Source organism: Nostoc sp. ChiQUE01b (genome assembly GCF_034531255.1).
Taxonomy (GTDB): domain Bacteria; phylum Cyanobacteriota; class Cyanobacteriia; order Cyanobacteriales; family Nostocaceae; genus Nostoc.
In genome coordinates, this window is the sequence record NZ_JAVRBM010000057.1 from 20424 (window position 1) to 38221 (window position 17798).

Genomic DNA, 17798 nt, shown 5'->3' on the forward strand with positions numbered 1-17798 from the left:
AAACTCAACAAGTAATTTCTTGCTATTTGGAACGAAATAATAAAATAACGGTTATTGCACTATAGCTCAGAGAATTTGCTATTAGTATAGTAGTAACTAAATTAGTATTTTGGAAATTTAGGGTGGTAAAACGACGCCGTTGCAGGCGTTGAGATGTTTGAGGTTCCTCTTCTTTTTTCACAAATGATTCATTTAATGAGAATAACAAAACCCTTAAAATGAAAAATTTCATCAAAAACGTAGTAAAAAAAATTATACAAGCAGTTAAAATAATTAAACTCTGTGTATTCGCCGATTTAAAATTATTAAAAAATATATAGTTAATTAATTCTGATTTAACCTGTATTGGCAACATTGGTTCGGATACAAAAAATATGAACCAACCAATGACACTGGAAAACAGATTAATAGAAATTGCGTAAAAAGTACTGGTTTTTTTGTCAAATTTTAGTCGAAAATGCAAAACATAAGCTTCGATGGGGATGGCAATCAGTACAAATAAAAAGTCAAACAGAAATCCACCAATGGGAAAAACCCCGGGAAGCATCCAATTGTCGGGCATAAATGGTTAAGGGTAAGGGTTAACTGTAGTGAGTATAACTGGGATAGTAAGGGTGATGGGGGAAATTATCCCATTGTTCTTGTCCTTTACTATGGGAGTGTGCCAGTATTCCTCTATTGATATTAGACTTCTTGCAGAAATTAAAAAAAGAACCCCACCCCGCCTTTGACTTACGTCAAATTCTCCCCTAAGAGCCTGCTCTTAGGGCTTGGGGGGGGGTGTTAAGGGACTTTTGCAAGAGACTCCACGAACAGAGTCCACAACGAAGTAATAAAAATATCTCTTTCCCACTCCCCACTCCCCACTCCCCACTCCCTATTTTCAAGCTAGGTCTATTGGTAAGATTAAAGACTGCCATAGTTATAGCTTTTCGAGAGATGACAAGGAACGGTATTGGGATTCGGACGGCGCAAGTGCGTCAAGAACGGCTTATTGGTCAAATTCACGTCTACGATGGTCTGGGTAAAGGTAAATCTCAAGCGGCTTTGGGGGTGGTTTTGCGCTCCATTGGCTTGGGAATAAATACGCCTAGCAATTCTAATCGTGTTTTACTGTTGCGGTTTTTAAAAGGGCCAGAACGTGATTATGACGAAGATGGCGCGATCGCAGCTTTACAACGCGGGTTTCCCCATTTAATTGACCAAGTTCGTACCGGGAGAGCAGAATTTTTTGGGCATGAGGAAATTACCACTTTTGACCGAGATGAAGCAATGCGGGGTTGGGATGTTGCTAAAGGTGCGATCGCTAGTGGTTTATATTCAGTTGTCGTCTTGGATGAAATTAACCCAGTTTTGGATTTAGGTTTGCTACCAGTGGATGAAGTGGTAAAGACATTAAAATCCAAACCCCAAGAGTTGGAAATCATTGCTACCGGACGCGCCGCACCCCAAAAATTGCTCGATATTGCAGATTTGCACTCAGAAATGAAACCTCATCACCACCCAACAGCCAAAGCCCTCTTCCTGGAAGGGATTGAAATTTATACTGGTGCTGGTAAAGGCAAGTCTACTAGCGCTTTGGGCAAAGCTTTACAGGCGATTGGTAGGGGAATTAATCATCCAGGGTCTACTCGTGTGTTGATTATGCAATGGCTTAAAGGTGGTAGCGGCTACACAGAAGACGCAGCGATCGCCGCTTTACAACAGTCATATCCAGAAGTGGTGGATCATCAGCGTTGCGGTGGAGATGCGATCGTCTGGCGAAATTCCCGACAAGAATTAGATTATGTAGAAGCCGAACGAGGTTGGGAAATTGCCAAAGTTGCGATCGCCTCTGGATTATATAAAACTATTATTCTCGATGAACTCAATCCCACCGTTGACTTAGAACTACTCCCCGTTGAACCCATTGTCCAAGCTTTACTCCGCAAACCCCGCGACACCGAAATCATTATCACTGGTCGCTGTCAAAATCCACCCGCGTACTTTGATTTGGCTAGCATCCACTCAGAGGTTTATTGCCACAAACACTATGCAAATCAAGGTGTAGAACTTAAACGAGGTGTAGATTTTTAGGCATTGCTGATTAGTTGATATGCTAGATTCTCTAAAAACATAACAAATTTGTTTACCAAAATGGTAAACTTATATTAGTATAGCGACGCATGGAAATAACCTTCGCTAACAGCAAACTGCAAAAGCTATGCCAACAACAAGACTTAGCGCAAAAAAAATTGGGTGCAAACTGTGCAAGGAAATTGACAGCCCGATTGGCTGACCTTGCAGCTGTTAGCTGTGTCAAGGAATTGTTTGCAGGTCATCCCCATCCCTTAAAAGGAGATCGTACAGGTGAATTTGCAGTAAATCTAGAAGGTGGTAAGCGACTTGTATTTAAGCCAGATAACGACCCCATCCCCCTTACCGAGGATGGAAGCATTGATTGGTCACAAGTTACTGCTGTTTGTATTGTTTTCATTGGAGATTACCATGATTGAGACAACCCGTACCTTTACTCCAGATTGGGTATCTCCTCCCGGTGATACCATCGCTGATATATTAGAAGAGCGTGATTGGACACAAGTACAGTTAGCAGAGCGATTAGGCTACACTACAAAACATATCAGCCAACTCATCAACGGCAAAGCACCTATTAACGAAGAAACAGCCCTGAAGCTAGAACGAGTTTTAGGGAGTACAACAGCATTTTGGCTCAATCGTGAAGCTCAATATCGCGCCGCTTTAGCAAGGAAAGAAGAAGAAAACCGCTTAAAGGATTGGACATCTTGGTTAGATCAGTTACCAGTCAAAGACTTGATGAACCAAGGTGTAATTCCTAAGTGCCGTTTAATTGATAAGAATAAGCCTGGTTTGGTAAAAAAGTTACTGCAATTTTTTGGTGTTGCCTCGCCGGAAGATTGGCAGAATTATTATGCAGGTATGGAAGTTGCTTTTCGTCGTACACGCGAAAAGCAAAGCGATGTTGGTGCTATTTCTACTTGGCTACGGTTGGGGGAAATAAAAGCAGAACAACTAGATTGTCCCAAGTACAGTAAACCAAAATTTGAAAAGGCAGTGCGGGAAATTCGCACTTTGACGGTGTTACCGCCAGAAGAGTTTGAACCACAAATGCAAAAGTTGTGCTGGGAAGCAGGGGTTGTGCTTGTTTTAGTACCATCAATCAAGAAAGCGCACGTCAGTGGTGTTGCACGCTGGTTAAACCCGCATAAGGCGCTGATTCAACTTTCGCTTTACGGTAAAACCAATGACCGCTTCTGGTTTAATTTTTTCCATGAAGCAGCACATATCTTGCTACATGATAAGGAAAATATTTTTCTTGATGAATGGGACAGTGGGGAAAGTTTGAAATCGGAGCAGGAACGCCAAGCAGATCAATGGTCGCGGGAATTTTTGATCCCACCTGAGTATGACGGGGAATTAGCGCGGCTTAAATCGGAAAATGATGTGATTGATTTTGCGAAACGCATCAGTATTAATACTGCTATTGTTGTAGGTCGGCTGCAACACGATCATCTAATTGATCCGTGTTGGATGAATAGTTTAAAGCTGAATTTGCATTTTCAAGGCATAGAATAAGCGGACAATAATATAAGTCGATATGTTGAAAATAGGTGGAAATATTTGAAGTTTGGCACATTAGCGGGAATTTGTACTTTCGGGTAGGAGAATATTTTGCACAAAGCGATCGCGTCCTGCTGCCTTTGCTTGATACAACGCCCGATCTGCTGTGGCAATCATTTCTTCTAAGTCAGAATCTGGCTGAGGAATTTCTGTCGTAAACCCAACACTAATAGTTACATAAGAACTAACTTGGGAATTTTGATGAGGAATTGCTAGTGCTCGGACAGCATGACAAATTTCGTCGGCAACATGAGTCACCCCTTTGGTGTCTGTGTTAGGTAAAATTACAGCAAATTCTTCCCCACCATAACGGGCAACTAAATCTCCAGGACGTTTAATCATATCTTTGATGGCTTGAGCAATTTTCTGAAGACAGTGATCGCCTACCCGATGACCATAGGTATCATTATATAATTTGAAGAAATCAACATCGCAAAGAATTAGAGAAAGGGGACGTTGCTCGCGTTTTTGGCGCTGCCACTCTTGGGAAAAATACTCTTCAAATCGTCGGCGATTAGCTACTTGAGTTAATCCATCGATAGTAACTAATCGCTGCAATTCCAGATTCACGGCTTCCAGTTTTTGCTGCAACTGAGATTGCTGAATCAAGCGTTTTACCCGTTGTCGCAAAACTGGCCAGTGAATCGGTTTGGTAACAAAATCAATTGCTCCCACTGCAAATGCACGGTCAACTGACTCTTGATCTTCAAGTCCTGTAATCATTAAAACTGGAGTGCGCTTGTTGCAATCTAGAAGCTCCAACTGAGTGCAACACTCAAATCCATCCATATCCGGCATTATGGCATCAAGGAGTATTATATCAGGGTGCAATTGGTTAAAAACATTTATTGCTTCTATGCCATTTTGAGCTTCTGCTATTTGATAGCCTTCCCGCTCTAAGAAATGCCGCAATATCAGGCGAATAAAAGGTTCATCATCAACAATTAAAACTAAAGATTGGCTTTCTTGAGCAGTGGCTTTCATGGTGCTTCCTTGGCAAGTTCTTTTTCTAAGGCAGTTTTAACTTGTTCATACTCCTGATACAGTAGTGAAAGTAATTCTAGATTGTTTTCTAAGTTACTACTGCGTGCCTGTACTTCTAGCACCTTGCAAAGGTGAGCTAGGGCGATCGCTCCAATAGAAGCACTGCTGGACTTGAGTTTGTGCGCGGTCTTCCATATAGTCTGGATATCCTGAGTTGCGATCGCTGTGCTGATATGTTGCACTAGTCTAGCTGTCTCTGTAAGATAACACTCAATTAGTTCTGCAAATGCCAGACGATCTCCTCCAAGCATATTCTGCAAGGATTGGAGGATTTTGGCATCAATAGCGCTTTTTAATGTTTGGTTTTCCCCTGACTGTAAGATATTTGACGAAGGTTGTAATTCTAGGCCCATCACTTCCTTTTGTTTTTCGATGGAAGTGAATTCAGAATTTCTTTGGCGTGGACATTTGCTGAGTGCCTGAGCTAACTCTTGCAATTGAATGGGTTTGCTAATGTAGTCATCCATACCAGCCCCAAGACAAACTTGGCGATCGCCCCGCATGGCATTAGCAGTTATGGCGATGATATGGGGACGAAAACCTACCCCCCATTCTTGACAGATTCTCCGAGTTGCTTCTAAGCCATCCATTTTGGGCATGTGAACATCCATCAACACTACGTCAAATCGCTGTTTTTGCAGAGCTGCGATCGCTTCTAGCCCATTGCTGACGACATCTGCACCATAACCTATTTTCTGTAACATCAGTAGGGCAACTTTCTGATTAACAAGCGTGTCCTCTGCCAGAAGAATCCGCAGTGGCAATCGATGGCCCAAATGCCGATCTACCAAGGTAAAATGAGAAATATTGGCTAGGATCGGCTGATTTCCTAAAACATGAGTAATAACATCGTAGAGTTGAGAGTGTTTGATGGGTTTACTCAAAGAAGCAGCAAACTGGACATCATTAAAGTCAGAAGAAGTTTCTACTTTTGCTAAAGAGGTCATAATCACCAAAGGCAGATTTTGACAACCAGATTGCTTGCGGATTTGACGAGCTAGGGTTATCCCATCCATTTCCGGCATCTGCATATCTAAAATAGCAAGATCAAACTGCCTTCCCTGAGCAAGTTGAGCCAAAGCTTCTTTACCAGAGTTGGCAGCATAAGTTTCCATCTTCCAACACTCAGCTTGCAAGTTGAGAATTTGGCGATTGGTCAGATTGTCATCTACAATCAATAGTCGCTTGGACGCAAGTAGCGGCGAAGTGCTTAATTCAGCTTGTACTGACTGAACAGCTACTTTGGTAATAATGGTGAAGTAAAATCTTGAACCCGGTGAAGAGTCAGAAGATGATAATAATTTTCCATTATCCCATGTAGGGCTAGGATTGCCACCAATAAATCCCTGGCTTTCTACCCAAAGAGTGCCGCCCATCATTTTACTAAGCCGCTTACTAATCGCCAGTCCTAGCCCTGTGCCACCATATCGTCGAGTCATGGAGACATCAGCCTGAGTGAAGGGTTGAAATAACCGCTCTATTTTCTCTGGTGCGATGCCAATACCTGTATCTTTGATCGCAAATTGAATTTCGTAGAGAAGTTGCTCTTTTTCAACAGGTATCGGGGATTGGGAAGAAGTTTTTTTATTCAACTCAAGAGTCCCCAGTTCAACACAGAGTACTACTTCTCCGGTTTCGGTAAACTTGATCGCATTATTGAGAAGATTCATCAAGACTTGGCGCAGACGAGTCAAATCACCGACGATCTGAATGGGAACTTGAGGTTGGATCAGATAAATTAGTTCGATATCTTTTTGGGCAGCTTTCGGAGCTAAAAAGAAAATAGCTTCTTCCACACAAGCTCTCAAATCAAAAGGCTGTTCTTCTAATTCCAGTTTGCCCGACTCAATTTTAGAGAAATCTAGAATATCGTTGATGATGGTGAGTAAAGTATCTCCGCTACTGTGAACTATTTCCACAAAGTCTTGCTGTTGAGGTGTGAGGTCAGTATCCAGCAGTAGACCTGTCATAGCAATAACAGCATTCATTGGAGTCCGAATTTCATGGCTCATCATCGCCAAAAACTCACTTTTTGCCCGATTTGCGGCTTCTGCCTGACGTTTTGCCTGCTCCAAGGCAAAATTTTTCAAGGTAAGTTCTTCACGTTGGCGCGTTTCTTGTTCCAGTAAGTGAGCTTGTGCTAGAGCAATACCTAGTTGAGCCGCCACAGCTTCTAGTAATTCGATTTCCTCTTGTGTCCACTGGCGAAAATAGCTGCACTGATGTAAGCCGATCGCACCATTGGGTTCTCCTTGATAGGAAGTGCGGATCGACAGCATAGACTTCAGACCAATTTCTCGGCAGATAGGTTCAGCCATTTGGAGTAAAGGCTCAACGTACACATTTGGAGAAGCGATCGCGCCTTCTTGGGTCATCATCTGCTCGGTATGGGGATTGTTAGTCATGGGAACTTCCAATTTCAATACAGAGCAGTAACCAGGAAATATATTATATTCTGCTACTAAGGGAATTTGCGGTGTGGGGTAACTAATGTAAGAGTGGATCAGACAGCGATCGGCTGCAAATGCTTGTCCAATTTGGGTAGCAGCCGTCTCAAAAATTTTGCTGGTATCCAAACTTTGACGAATTTCCTGAGTAATTTGTTCAAGTAGTAGGGTGCGATGTAATTGCCTTTGCAGTGCCTCTTTAGCTCGTTTATTTTCGGTAATGTCGTGATTGATGCCGACAGTGGCAACAGTTTCCCCCTGTTCATCCTGTAGAGCAACTACGGTTGTTTCGCAAATTCTCTCACTGCCATCTTTGCAAATAAAGTGTATTTCCCCTGACCAGCGTCCTTGCTGGTTGACTGTTGACAAAATGTTGGCGCTTAATGTTGCAGCTACTTCCGGCTGATGCAAAATACTCGGATGTTTAGCCAAAATCTCGGCTTTGGTATAGCCAAACATACTTTCGGCAGCAGGATTCCAGTCAATAATACTTCCGGTTAAATCTGTGATAATTACGCCATCATGCATATTTTCAAAAGTGAGAGCTTGCCGGCGCAGACTGGCTTCGGCTTGCTTGCGTAAGCAAAGCTCGTTGTAGACATCGCTAATATCTCTCTGAATGCCAATGAAGTGGCTTAACTTGCCATTGTCGTCATGAATAGGAGAAATACTCAATTCATTCCAAAACAAAGTGCCATCTTTGCGATAGTTGCGGAGAACAACTTTGCAACTTCTTCCAGATTGCATAGATGAGCGCAATTCATTAAGTGCTGGTTGCTGGGTATCTGTGCGTTGCAAAAATCGACAGTTTTGTCCAATTACATCAGTAGCACTGTAGCCTGTTATTTGCTCAAAGGCAGGGTTAACGTAAAGAACTGGATTGTAGGCGAGTCTGGCATCGGCAATCATAATTCCATTACTGGTAGCGGCAAGTGCCTTCTCCCTTAGTCTCAAGGTTTCTTCAACCAATTTCAAATCAGTAATGTCAAACATAAACCCCCTCAGCCCGATCGCAGTTCCGGCTGACTCAACGACACTAACAATGTCTCGCAGCCAAACAACTCGCCCATCAGCAGCTAACATCCGGTATTCCAATTCGTGATTTTCGCACCTAGCAGTTGCTTCTTGACAAAAACCTTGAGACTTTTCCTTGTCATCTGGATGCAGATGATTAACCCAAAAATTTTCCTCGTACCACTCTCTGATCGGATAATTTAGCAAGTCTACCGCTTGCGGCCCTACGTAAATAAATCGCCAAGTTTTCAAGTCTAATTCCCAAGGGATGACTTTGACAGTTTCCAATAGCTGTCGCAAACGATTTTCACTGGCGATCAGGGCAATTTCTACCTGTTTCTGTTCAAAAATCCTTTGAGTTAACTCCTGATTAATTGCTGTTATTTCTTGGTTTCTTGCATTCATTGCCAAGGCAAAATAGATTGATAATGTCAGCGTGACAACAACTAATAACCCTGCAATCAACTCTACTTGTGTTAATAACCCCGGATTTGGGATTAAAAGTCTCTGCCAGAGTAGGAATACAGAGATTGAGAAGAAGATCCCCAGCAACAGCGCTAGTAATTCTCGTTGACGGAAAGATATCACATTGAACAAGTCATATCGGTGCTGTTTTACCACTTATTAACTCTCTAGCACTTTCAGGTCTTATTGCACTAACTTTTACTTTTAAATAATCTAAAATATCAGTAGCAAGGGGGCAATTACGGAATTTATTTTTAGTTTATATGAAGGTACTACAAACCAAAACATCCCCGACTTCTTGAAGGAAGTTGGGGATCTAAGCCTGTCGCTGGAAAGCAAGTTAAATATAGTGGTTCCTGCAAATTTTATCTAGGCTACATCCGCGATCGCAAAAAAAGGGTAATGGAGATTAAAAACCAATAGAGTCCAGATCAGCCCAAAACCGAGATTCGCGTCTTGATTTATCTTTAACCCAAGCGTATTTGGATTAAAAACAAGGGTTAACAAAGTTTGGGGGTTTAAGTAAAGAGCCTAACGACGGCAGAACGTTTTGTGTCGGGGTCTAAATCCCCGTCACAAAACGTAATTGCGAATTGCGAATTGGTTTAATGCCTATGCTTGTACTTTAAATTATAGCTTCTTGGCGTTGACAATCAAAAACAACCATGTAGGAAGCATTTGGTATTTCTTGAGGAAGGTGTCGCATATAGCCATCGGCATCAGAACGGCTGCGGAAGCGAGCAACAATCTCCCGTTGCGTATTCGGCAGTTGACGAGCGATCGCCCAAGAATTGAGGCGTTCTTTATACGCAATAGTCTGATTGTCTGATTGGGATGTTTTGTTATCCGTATTTTCTGGCATAATTATGTTAACCGTATGAAGTTTAATCAAGGACGTTAATTAGTTTCTAGGTAGGAATGCACTAACGCTTTTTTTAATGCTGCTGCCACCTTGTTACTCGATTATTTATAAATTGTCAACACTGAGCGCTATATTTTAGACCAATTAAGTTGGAATTTTCAGGTGGCAATGAATCTCAAAGCCTTAACTTGCAATTGTTTCCAGGATACAACAATGTTCAAGCAGAAAGTTTAGCAATTATTGGGTTTGCATGATTTGTATGCATATACATAAGTAAAGTCCGCATCAATGGTAAAACAAATATTAATGTCTGAAAAAGTACAATTAAAATCTGAAGATACTTGTAAAAGCTAGATCCTCCCCAACTCAGTTTTTGAAGGCTGTTGCGAACGCTCGCAATGACTATGAAGAAGGGGAAGGGGAAGGGGTCTTGGGGTTCCCCATATTTAAAAATAGGGGTTTGAAGCATCGACGCGGCTTACTTATCGCACTACGTGGCGGGTAAAATCTTCTTTTAATATTCTCCGCAATTAAGATAGGGGCTTTGTACCGTGTAGGGAAAAGTTTTAACTTTAATTCCTTTACCCCAACCCCAAAACCCCTTTTTGGTAATTAATTTTGTGTGGTTACTTATAAACCTAAATTTAATTGACGGTGCAGTTTTAAAAGTGTCACTTACTAAACTCGCTTTTTGATTGAAGCAGTGATACTATTTATTTGTGTGAGGAGCAAGTTAAAAATAAAAAGCGCCTGGGGTGGAAACACGGCAACACTCCCAGGCGCTTTTTAATTGGTGCACAGAAAAAAGTCTTTGCAGATTCGCCAGAACCGATTGCTATGCATGGGATGTAGCAATAGCCCAATCTAAAATCTAAAATTCCTTAAGCCGCACCAAATTCAGTTTGTAAGGCTTCATCGTTATTATCAGCGATCGTTGCCACAATGGTAATTAGCCGAGACACTTCGCCAGGAGATAACTCTGCTAAAGTACGTGTCGATATTACAACCACCCGGTTTTCAATAATACCGAAACGCGCTTCAAAAGTACTAGAGCAGTTTAACTCCAAAAGATACCGCATCAACTTAGGTTCATTTTTGGCTGGTAAATTTAGCACCGCAGACCAAACCGTTATTGTGTCTTCATCGGTTGTCCCGTTGAGTTGGACAAATACTTCCACACTTCCATACTTAAACTTCCAGAGATAACCACCCTCTGGAGTTTGGCTAACCATCGCACTATCATCTTGTTCTAAAGAGTCGATGACATTTTCAATGACCTCAAGATGGTTAATGCTCGTCGTCTCGCCGATTAAAGCATTAACGGATTCGTTATTAGTTAGGGTTTCTGGGTAGCTTGTCATACAGATTTTTTCTCAACATACTCGCTCTACACATACTTTATAACTTGTGGACGTAGTTGTAGGGGCAATTCATGAATTGCCCCTACTGATTGTACGGTTCTTCCCGCGACCATCTGGTATTATTGTGGAAAAATGAAAAACTCCATCCCCTTGTGGGTGGAATTTTTGGGTATGGGGAATGGGGAATGGGGAATGGGGAATGGGGCATGGGGAAGAAATTACCAATGCCCAATGCCCAAAGTGGCGGGGCGGCTGTCCCTCTTTACCCACTCAAGGGAATTGAGTTTCCCGCCGCTTTCAATGAATGACGATTAACTCAACCTACGTCATCATGGGCAAAGCGGTTAAAGAGGAAGTCTAAGGCATAGTTACGCAGTTGGTAATATTGTGGATCTTCCATAATGCGGCTGCGATCGCGGGGACGAGAAAAAGGAATTTCCATAACTTCACCAATCTTTGCATGGGGGCCATTGGTCATCATTACCAATTTATCTGCTAAAAATAGTGCCTCGTCGATGTCGTGGGTAATCATCAGCACTGTACAACGGTTATCGCCCCAAATTTTCAGCAATTCTTCCTGTAATTCTTCTTTAGTGATGGCATCCAGCGCCCCAAATGGTTCATCTAAAATTAAGACTTTCGGACGAATCGCCAAAGCACGGGCGATAGAAACCCTTTGTCTCATCCCGCCAGACATTTGCATTGGTTTCTTTTCCATTGCATCAGCCAATCCCACCATTGCTAGATGATCGCGGACGATCGCTCTTTTTTCAGCTTGTGGTTTGTTGGGATAAACGGCGTTGACAGCTAAGTAGATGTTTTCAAAAGCAGTCCGCCACGGTAGCAAGGCATAGTTTTGGAAGACAACCATCCTGTCTGGGCCTGGTTGGATAATGGGTTCTCCTTCAAGTAACACTTGCCCAGAGGTGGGAAAGTTAAAACCGGATACCATATTTAACAGCGTCGATTTGCCACAGCCAGAGTGACCGATGACGCAAATAAACTCGCCCTGTTCGACGTTGAGGTTAACGCCGTCGAGTACGGTGAAGGGGCCTTTCTTTGTAGGATAAACTTTGGTAACGTCTTTAATTTCTAGGAAAGGTCTGCGGCTGGTGGTTGCAGGGGCTAATGGTTTTCCTAATGTGTTTGTAGCTGTTAAGTTGCGGTTTTGCATGGTATTTGGGGATTGGGGGCTAGGGACTACTCGCCCCTAGAGGCTGATTAATGGAGTTTAGAGGTTCATTAATGGAGTTCAAAGCCTCGCGCGTGATGTGCTACTTCTTCCACTTCCTCTTTCTCTTACGATTTTTTTATGATGCGAGTCTTCTTCTTGGTGCATCAAGAACAACTTCCGCGACTGAAAAATCACGTTTAATTTTCAAGCTGTTGAGATAAGCGATCGGATCGTCGGCGTTAAAGGGAGTACCATCAAACAGTTGAATCGGTTGGCGAATATAGCTAATATCCAAACCTAATTCTCGTGCGGCGGTGCTGAAAACCCGCACGCGACATACCCGTTCCACAACTTCTACCCAATTTCTGGGGAAGGGAGTGTCACCCCAACGCGCCAATTGACTCATAATCCAAATTTGTTCGGTACGGCTGGGGCGGTTGATAGCAGACTCAGAATAAAACTGGTGATGGGCATAGTCCCGCAACGGATGGTCTAAGTCACAGGTGAGATTATCTGGATCTTCAAGTTGAATGTATTCTAAATCAGTGCTGACGTAATCTCGCCCTGCTAAAATTTGGCGAATCTCTTGGGAATTATCAGGATTTGCACAATACTGACACGCTTCTAACAAAGCTTTAGTTAAAGCGATATGCGTATTTGGATAATTTTCTGCCCAATCTTCCCGCACACCAAGAACTTTACCAGGGTGTCCCAGCCAAACTTCTAAGTCAGTAGCGATGGTAAAGCCGACACCTTCCACAGCCGCACGGTAGTTCCAAGGTTCACCGACGCAGTAACCATCAATGCTTCCAGCTTTTAAGTCGGCTACCATCTGCGCTGGAGGAATGGTCTTCATATCCACATCGGTGTCGGGGTCAATTCCACCAGCCGCTAGCCAGTAGCGCAGTAGCAAGTTGTGCATAGATGCGGGATGCACTACCCCCATTGTGTGCCGTTGGTTGCGGGTGAGAACCAGATGATTTCTGAAATCTGATAAGGTTTGCACGCCTTGGTCGTAAAAGCGTTTTGCTAAGGTGATGGCGTTACCGTTGCGAGTCATGGTGAGGGCGGTGACAACGGGCAGAGGTTGGTTATTATGTCCTCCCAAAGAAAGCCACATCGGCATCCCTGAAGGCATTTGAGCCGCATCCAAATAACCACCACTTATGCCATCTTCTATACCTCGCCAGCTACTTTCCCGCACGAGGTTAACTTCATCTAAACCATGTTTGATAAAAAAGCCTTTTTCTTTAGCAACTGCTAAGGGGGCGCAAGCTGTCAGAGGTAAAAAGCCAATTTCTAGGTTAACTTTTTCTAATCCATGACGGGCAATGTCGGCAGTTTTTCTCGCCCGAATTTTCTTAATCCGTTTTTGCTGATTGAGGAAGTAAATCATCTCACTCCGCAAGCTGTAGTAGCTGGGATGTTCTACTACTTCCATCCGCTTGCGAGGTCTGGGAATATCCACTTCTAAAATGTCGCCAATTTTAGATTCGGGGCCGTTGGTTAGCATCACGATTCTGTCAGATAACAGCACTGCTTCATCGACATCATGTGTAACCATTACAGCAGTAACTTGATTTTCTTCACAGATTTGCATGAGTTGTTCTTGCAAATTGCCGCGTGTGAGTGCATCCAATGCACCAAAGGGTTCATCTAGCAAGAGTAATTTGGGACGAATCGCTAAGGCGCGGGCGATCGCAACTCGCTGCTTTTGTCCACCTGATAACATTCCGGGCTGCTTGTCAGTATGGGGACGCAAACCCACCATATTAATATGTTTTTCGATAATAGCGTTGCGTTCGGCTGCGGGTAAACCCTTCATTACTGAGTCCACGGCGAGGGCAATATTTTCTCTAACTGTTCGCCAAGGTAATAGCGAATAATTTTGGAACACCACCATCCTGTCTGGGCCGGGTTTGGTGATTTTTTGTCCTTCGAGAGTGACAAGACCCTCAGTGGGCAAATCCAAACCCGCAATCATATTTAATAAGGTGGATTTACCGCAACCGGAGTGACCAATCAAAGAAACGAATTCTCCTTTTTTAATTTGGAGATCGATTCCTTTGAGGGCGATATATTTGCCACCACCAGTTAATTCAAAAACTTTTTCAATTTGATCGACAGCTACGAACATAAGAGTTAAAAGTTAAGAGTGAAGAGTGAGGAGTTGGAAGTTAGGAGTGAGGAGTGAGGAGTGAGGAGTTGGAAGTTAAGAGTGAGGAGTGAGGAGTTGGAAGTTAAGAGTGAGGAGTGAGGAGTTGGAAGTTGATAATTAAAAGTTGGGAGTTAGAACTTTTTCAATTCATAACTCATAACTCCTAACTCTTAACTCCTCACTCACAACTCATAACTCCTAACTCCTAACTATTTTTGCTCTGCTGGTAAAATTTTGTTTTGTAGCCAAGCCATCGCTTTATCTAGCACTAAGCCAACAACACCGATGTAAACTAGAGCTAAAATCACTTCGCTGACGTTGTTATTTTGATAGGCATCCCAGATAAAAAAGCCGATTCCGACAATACCAGACATGACGATTTCGGCGGCGATAATCGCTAACCATGCTAAACCGATCGCAATTCTCAAGCCGGTAAAAATGTAGGGTAATGCCGCCGGAATCAAAATATTAGTGAAATATTCTTTGCGGCTAAGTTGCAGAACTTTGGCGACGTTGTTGTAATCTTGGGGAATTTGGGTAACACCGACAGCAGTGTTAATTAAGATGGGCCAAATGGCGGTGATGAAAATTACGAATAAGGCGGCTGGTTCGTTTTGTCGTAAAGCTGCTAAAGAAATCGGCACCCAAGCCAGAGGTGGTACTGTCCGCAGTAGTTGAAAGATCGGGTCTAAAGCTTTGGACATGGTTTTATTAACCCCGATCAAAATGCCTAAACCAATACCAACGATCGCAGCTAGAGTATAACTGATGGCGACTCGTTGCAAACTAGCGAGAATCTGCCAAAATAGACCTTTATCAATGCCACCTCGGTCATAAAATGGCCAGAAAATCAGAACCCAAGTGTCTTGAATAACTTGTATTGGCCCTGGTAATGTTGCGCCGGGAATCCAAGCGAAGAGTTGCCAGATAATCAGGAAGATTGCAATGGCGATCGCTGGTGGTATGAGGTCAGGAAATTGCTTTTGCAGACGGGCTATAAAGCTATTATTGAATCTAGGGCTTGCAGGGCGTTTTTGGGCTATTGTCATGAATTATGTTCTCCGCAAATTTTACTTACTTGTCCTTTGTCATTTGTCATTTGTCCTTTGTCAGTTACCAATGACCAATGACCAATGACTTGTACAGACGCGATTAATCGCGTCTCTACTAAATACTGACCTTTTTGATCGTGAGACTCTTCAAATATTCTTCTGGCTTTTCGGGGTCAAATTTGATGCCATCAAAAAACTCTTCTACACCACGGGATGTATTTGGCGGAATATCAGCAGTAGCAATCCCAGCTTCTTTGGCAGCTTCTTTCCAAATATCTTCGCGGTTGACTTTGTTGATAAGTTCTTTAGCCTTGGCAGCATTATTTTCTAGGTAATCTTTTGGCAAGAATCCCCAGCGAACGTTTTCAACTATGAACCATAAATCATGACTCTTGTATGGATAAGAAACACTGCCTTTCTCATCTTTCCAGTAGTAAGATGCCATTGATTTATCATCAATTGTCCGACCATCACCCATGTCATATTTACCTTGGTATGGATCTGCCAGAATTTCTGGTGAAGAAAGATTGAAATAATTTCGTCCAGCCAGAATTTGAGCCGCTTCTTTGCGGTTGTCAAAATTATCTAACCATTGTTGGGCTTCCATAATTCCTTTTAAAATTGCTTTGGTAGCCTTGGGATTTTTATCAACCCAATCGCCTCTGATGGCAAGATATTCTTCAGGATGATTCTTCCAAATTTCGGCGGTTAATGCTGCTATGTAGCCAATTTTGTCTTGAACCAGGCGATAAGGCCAAGGGTCGCCTGTACTAAAGGCATCCATTGTTCCTGTTTTCATGTTGGCCACAGTTTGCGCCGCAGGTACTGTCAGCAATTTGACATCTGCATCTGGATCTAAGCCGCCTGCTGCTAACCAGTAGCGAATCCACAAATCTTGGTTGACGTGGGGAAAGGTGAATGCTGCGGTGAAGGGGGTTGAAGATTTGAGTTCGGTGAACAGGGATTTAGCGCTAGCCAGTTGTAAACTGATACCTTTGCCTTGGTGCTTGCTGGCGATCGCAATTCCATTTCCATGTGTGATTAATTGGCATAATACATACATGGGAATCTTTTGATTGCCCTTGGTAATTAAACCTTCTGTAATTAAATGTGGCATTGGCATCTGCCATTGACCGCCATCTATACCACCACCAGCAGAACCAATTTCTACATTATCTCTAGCTGCACCCCAAGAAGCTTGTTTGGAAAGGTCAACATTAGTCATCCCATACTTTACAAAAAATCCTTTTTCTTTAGCAATAATTAAAGGAGCCGCTTCTACAATAGGAATATATCCTAACTTGACTGTAGTAGTTTCTGGTGTTTGTTCAGGACTAATATTAACCACTGATTGAGCAGTTGGTTGTGCTTGAGTGCTTCCACCAGTCAGGTTTTCAGGAGGATTACCCAAACAGCCTTTGAGTAATACAGCACTTGCAGATACTCCAGCTGTGAAGATGAATTTGCGGCGAGAAATTTGATTAAAAAATTCTGTCATAAATATCTCCTGAAAACGTAAATGTTATTTTTTATAGCTATGACGATTTAGGCAAAAAACGTTAATGTTTATTGCGCTATTAATGAGTAATCAAGCTAGATTTGGCAAAGCGATCGCAGCCATTTCATCAATAAAATAGCTACGTATATAAGAACTCGGTTAAATTATTGACTCTGCTTTTTTAGTGTGATGCAGAGGTATCATTCACCTTGTTGAAATCAGTTTACAGCCTTTGAAGCCGAAATTGTTAAATTGGAGTCGGGATTATTAAACAAATATTAAATTGGATGTATAAAGAAAAATTTATCTATTTTACTTAACTACAAGAAGAATTTTTAATATATAAACTCTTATTTATGAAGACTATTATGTTTACTTTATGATTGACTATTTTCACTTCTTTTGTAACTTAAGTTTAGTAGTAATTTGTCATATATAAGTTTTTATTTATAACAACTATTATATTATCCCTATAATTTAACGTGAGTTAGACGGTTAGAAAACGGCAGGAGGTAGGGAAACATTATAGCGTTGACATGCTCCCAACTTGTGGCGAGTATCAAATCTACTTCCACCCGAATAAACCTTCAACTGTAGAAATTGCGATCGCTACCAAAATGCAAGCGATCGCCATTGTTGCATCTTTGAGCGTGAACATGTATCGCTTCTAGCCTATCCGCCCCGGCTACGGTTTGTCACAGAAAAAGCGTAGATTTGGTCAACCTCATCCCATGCCCGGTTAGCACCCGGACATGGGGAATAAAAAATGCCTGGTGGTGCTACCCCAAAAAATAGTGGTATTGCTGGTGGTCAGCTACTTGGTATCGTTCTGCAAGGGGGGCTTGCAGTTGCCGTAATCAACAATATACTTATCCAGAATTCAATCAATGATGCTGTAGATAGGCAATTACTCAGGATAGGTCTAGATGGAAGCAAAATTCTTACTTCATTAGGAACTCTCTATAGTCGAGTCAAGAACTTTGACACCAAGATACAGAGATTTGAGAAAGAATTAAATGCCAATGCCAAAGATTATTTTCAATTAAATAAGTAACAGGAAGCGACTAGTAAAAATGTAGTAGAA

Annotated in this window: 13 protein-coding genes; 4 read left to right on the top strand and 9 right to left on the bottom strand. The window is 42.4% G+C overall.

Annotation, left to right across the window (positions count from 1 at the left end):
- Nucleotides 1-22: 22 nt before the first annotated feature.
- Nucleotides 23-562 carry a filament integrity protein FraC gene (gene fraC, locus RMY63_RS28765; RefSeq protein WP_322731973.1) on the bottom strand — a complete coding sequence of 180 codons (540 nt, stop codon included), beginning with the start codon at nt 560-562 and terminating at the stop codon, nt 23-25.
- 377 nt (nt 563-939) lie between these two features.
- Between fraC and RMY63_RS28770 the strand changes: the two genes are divergently transcribed.
- The 3 genes from RMY63_RS28770 to RMY63_RS28780 all read left to right on the top strand — a co-directional run bounded on the left by RMY63_RS28770 (nt 940) and on the right by RMY63_RS28780 (nt 3594).
- Entirely contained in the window at nt 940-2076 is a 1137-nt protein-coding gene (locus RMY63_RS28770; RefSeq protein WP_322731974.1) for a cob(I)yrinic acid a,c-diamide adenosyltransferase, read from the top strand.
- 89 nt (nt 2077-2165) lie between these two features.
- Nucleotides 2166-2495: a killer suppression protein HigA gene (locus RMY63_RS28775; RefSeq protein WP_322731975.1), complete on the top strand. Its 330-nt coding sequence runs from the start codon at nt 2166-2168 to the stop codon at nt 2493-2495.
- Nucleotides 2488-3594, top strand: coding sequence for a HigA family addiction module antitoxin (locus tag RMY63_RS28780; RefSeq protein WP_322731976.1), 1107 nt, complete (start codon nt 2488-2490; stop codon nt 3592-3594). Before RMY63_RS28775 ends, RMY63_RS28780 begins: the two co-directional genes overlap by 8 nt.
- A gap of 60 nt (nt 3595-3654) precedes the next feature.
- On the opposite strand, the gene RMY63_RS28785 is transcribed toward RMY63_RS28780, so the two are convergent.
- The 8 genes from RMY63_RS28785 to RMY63_RS28820 form a co-directional block, all read right to left on the bottom strand.
- The gene (locus RMY63_RS28785) at nt 3655-4623 is read right to left on the bottom strand and encodes a PleD family two-component system response regulator (protein ID WP_322731977.1); all 969 of its coding nucleotides are present in this window, start codon (nt 4621-4623) and stop codon (nt 3655-3657) included.
- Nucleotides 4620-8765, bottom strand: coding sequence for a PAS domain S-box protein (locus RMY63_RS28790; RefSeq protein ID WP_322731978.1), 4146 nt, complete (start codon nt 8763-8765; stop codon nt 4620-4622). Before RMY63_RS28790 ends, RMY63_RS28785 begins: the two co-directional genes overlap by 4 nt.
- A gap of 469 nt (nt 8766-9234) precedes the next feature.
- Entirely contained in the window at nt 9235-9471 is a 237-nt protein-coding gene (locus RMY63_RS28795; protein ID WP_322731979.1) for a hypothetical protein, read from the bottom strand.
- A gap of 881 nt (nt 9472-10352) precedes the next feature.
- On the bottom strand, nt 10353-10832 hold the full coding sequence (locus tag RMY63_RS28800) for a YbjN domain-containing protein (protein WP_322731980.1): 480 nt from the start codon (nt 10830-10832) through the stop codon (nt 10353-10355).
- A 316-nt stretch (nt 10833-11148) separates the two neighbouring features.
- Complete coding sequence (locus RMY63_RS28805; RefSeq protein ID WP_322731981.1) at nt 11149-12006, bottom strand: nitrate ABC transporter ATP-binding protein; 858 nt, start codon at nt 12004-12006, stop codon at nt 11149-11151.
- A gap of 136 nt (nt 12007-12142) precedes the next feature.
- A complete protein-coding gene (locus RMY63_RS28810; RefSeq protein WP_322731982.1) occupies nt 12143-14143 on the bottom strand; it encodes a nitrate ABC transporter ATP-binding protein in 2001 nt (666 codons plus the stop codon).
- A 230-nt stretch (nt 14144-14373) separates the two neighbouring features.
- Nucleotides 14374-15213: a nitrate ABC transporter permease gene (ntrB, locus tag RMY63_RS28815; protein ID WP_322731983.1), complete on the bottom strand. Its 840-nt coding sequence runs from the start codon at nt 15211-15213 to the stop codon at nt 14374-14376.
- Nucleotides 15214-15331: 118 nt separating this feature from the next.
- Complete coding sequence (locus tag RMY63_RS28820; RefSeq protein ID WP_322731984.1) at nt 15332-16714, bottom strand: CmpA/NrtA family ABC transporter substrate-binding protein; 1383 nt, start codon at nt 16712-16714, stop codon at nt 15332-15334.
- A 766-nt stretch (nt 16715-17480) separates the two neighbouring features.
- Between RMY63_RS28820 and RMY63_RS28825 the strand changes: the two genes are divergently transcribed.
- Entirely contained in the window at nt 17481-17768 is a 288-nt protein-coding gene (locus RMY63_RS28825; RefSeq protein WP_322731985.1) for a hypothetical protein, read from the top strand.
- Nucleotides 17769-17798: the final 30 nt, after the last annotated feature.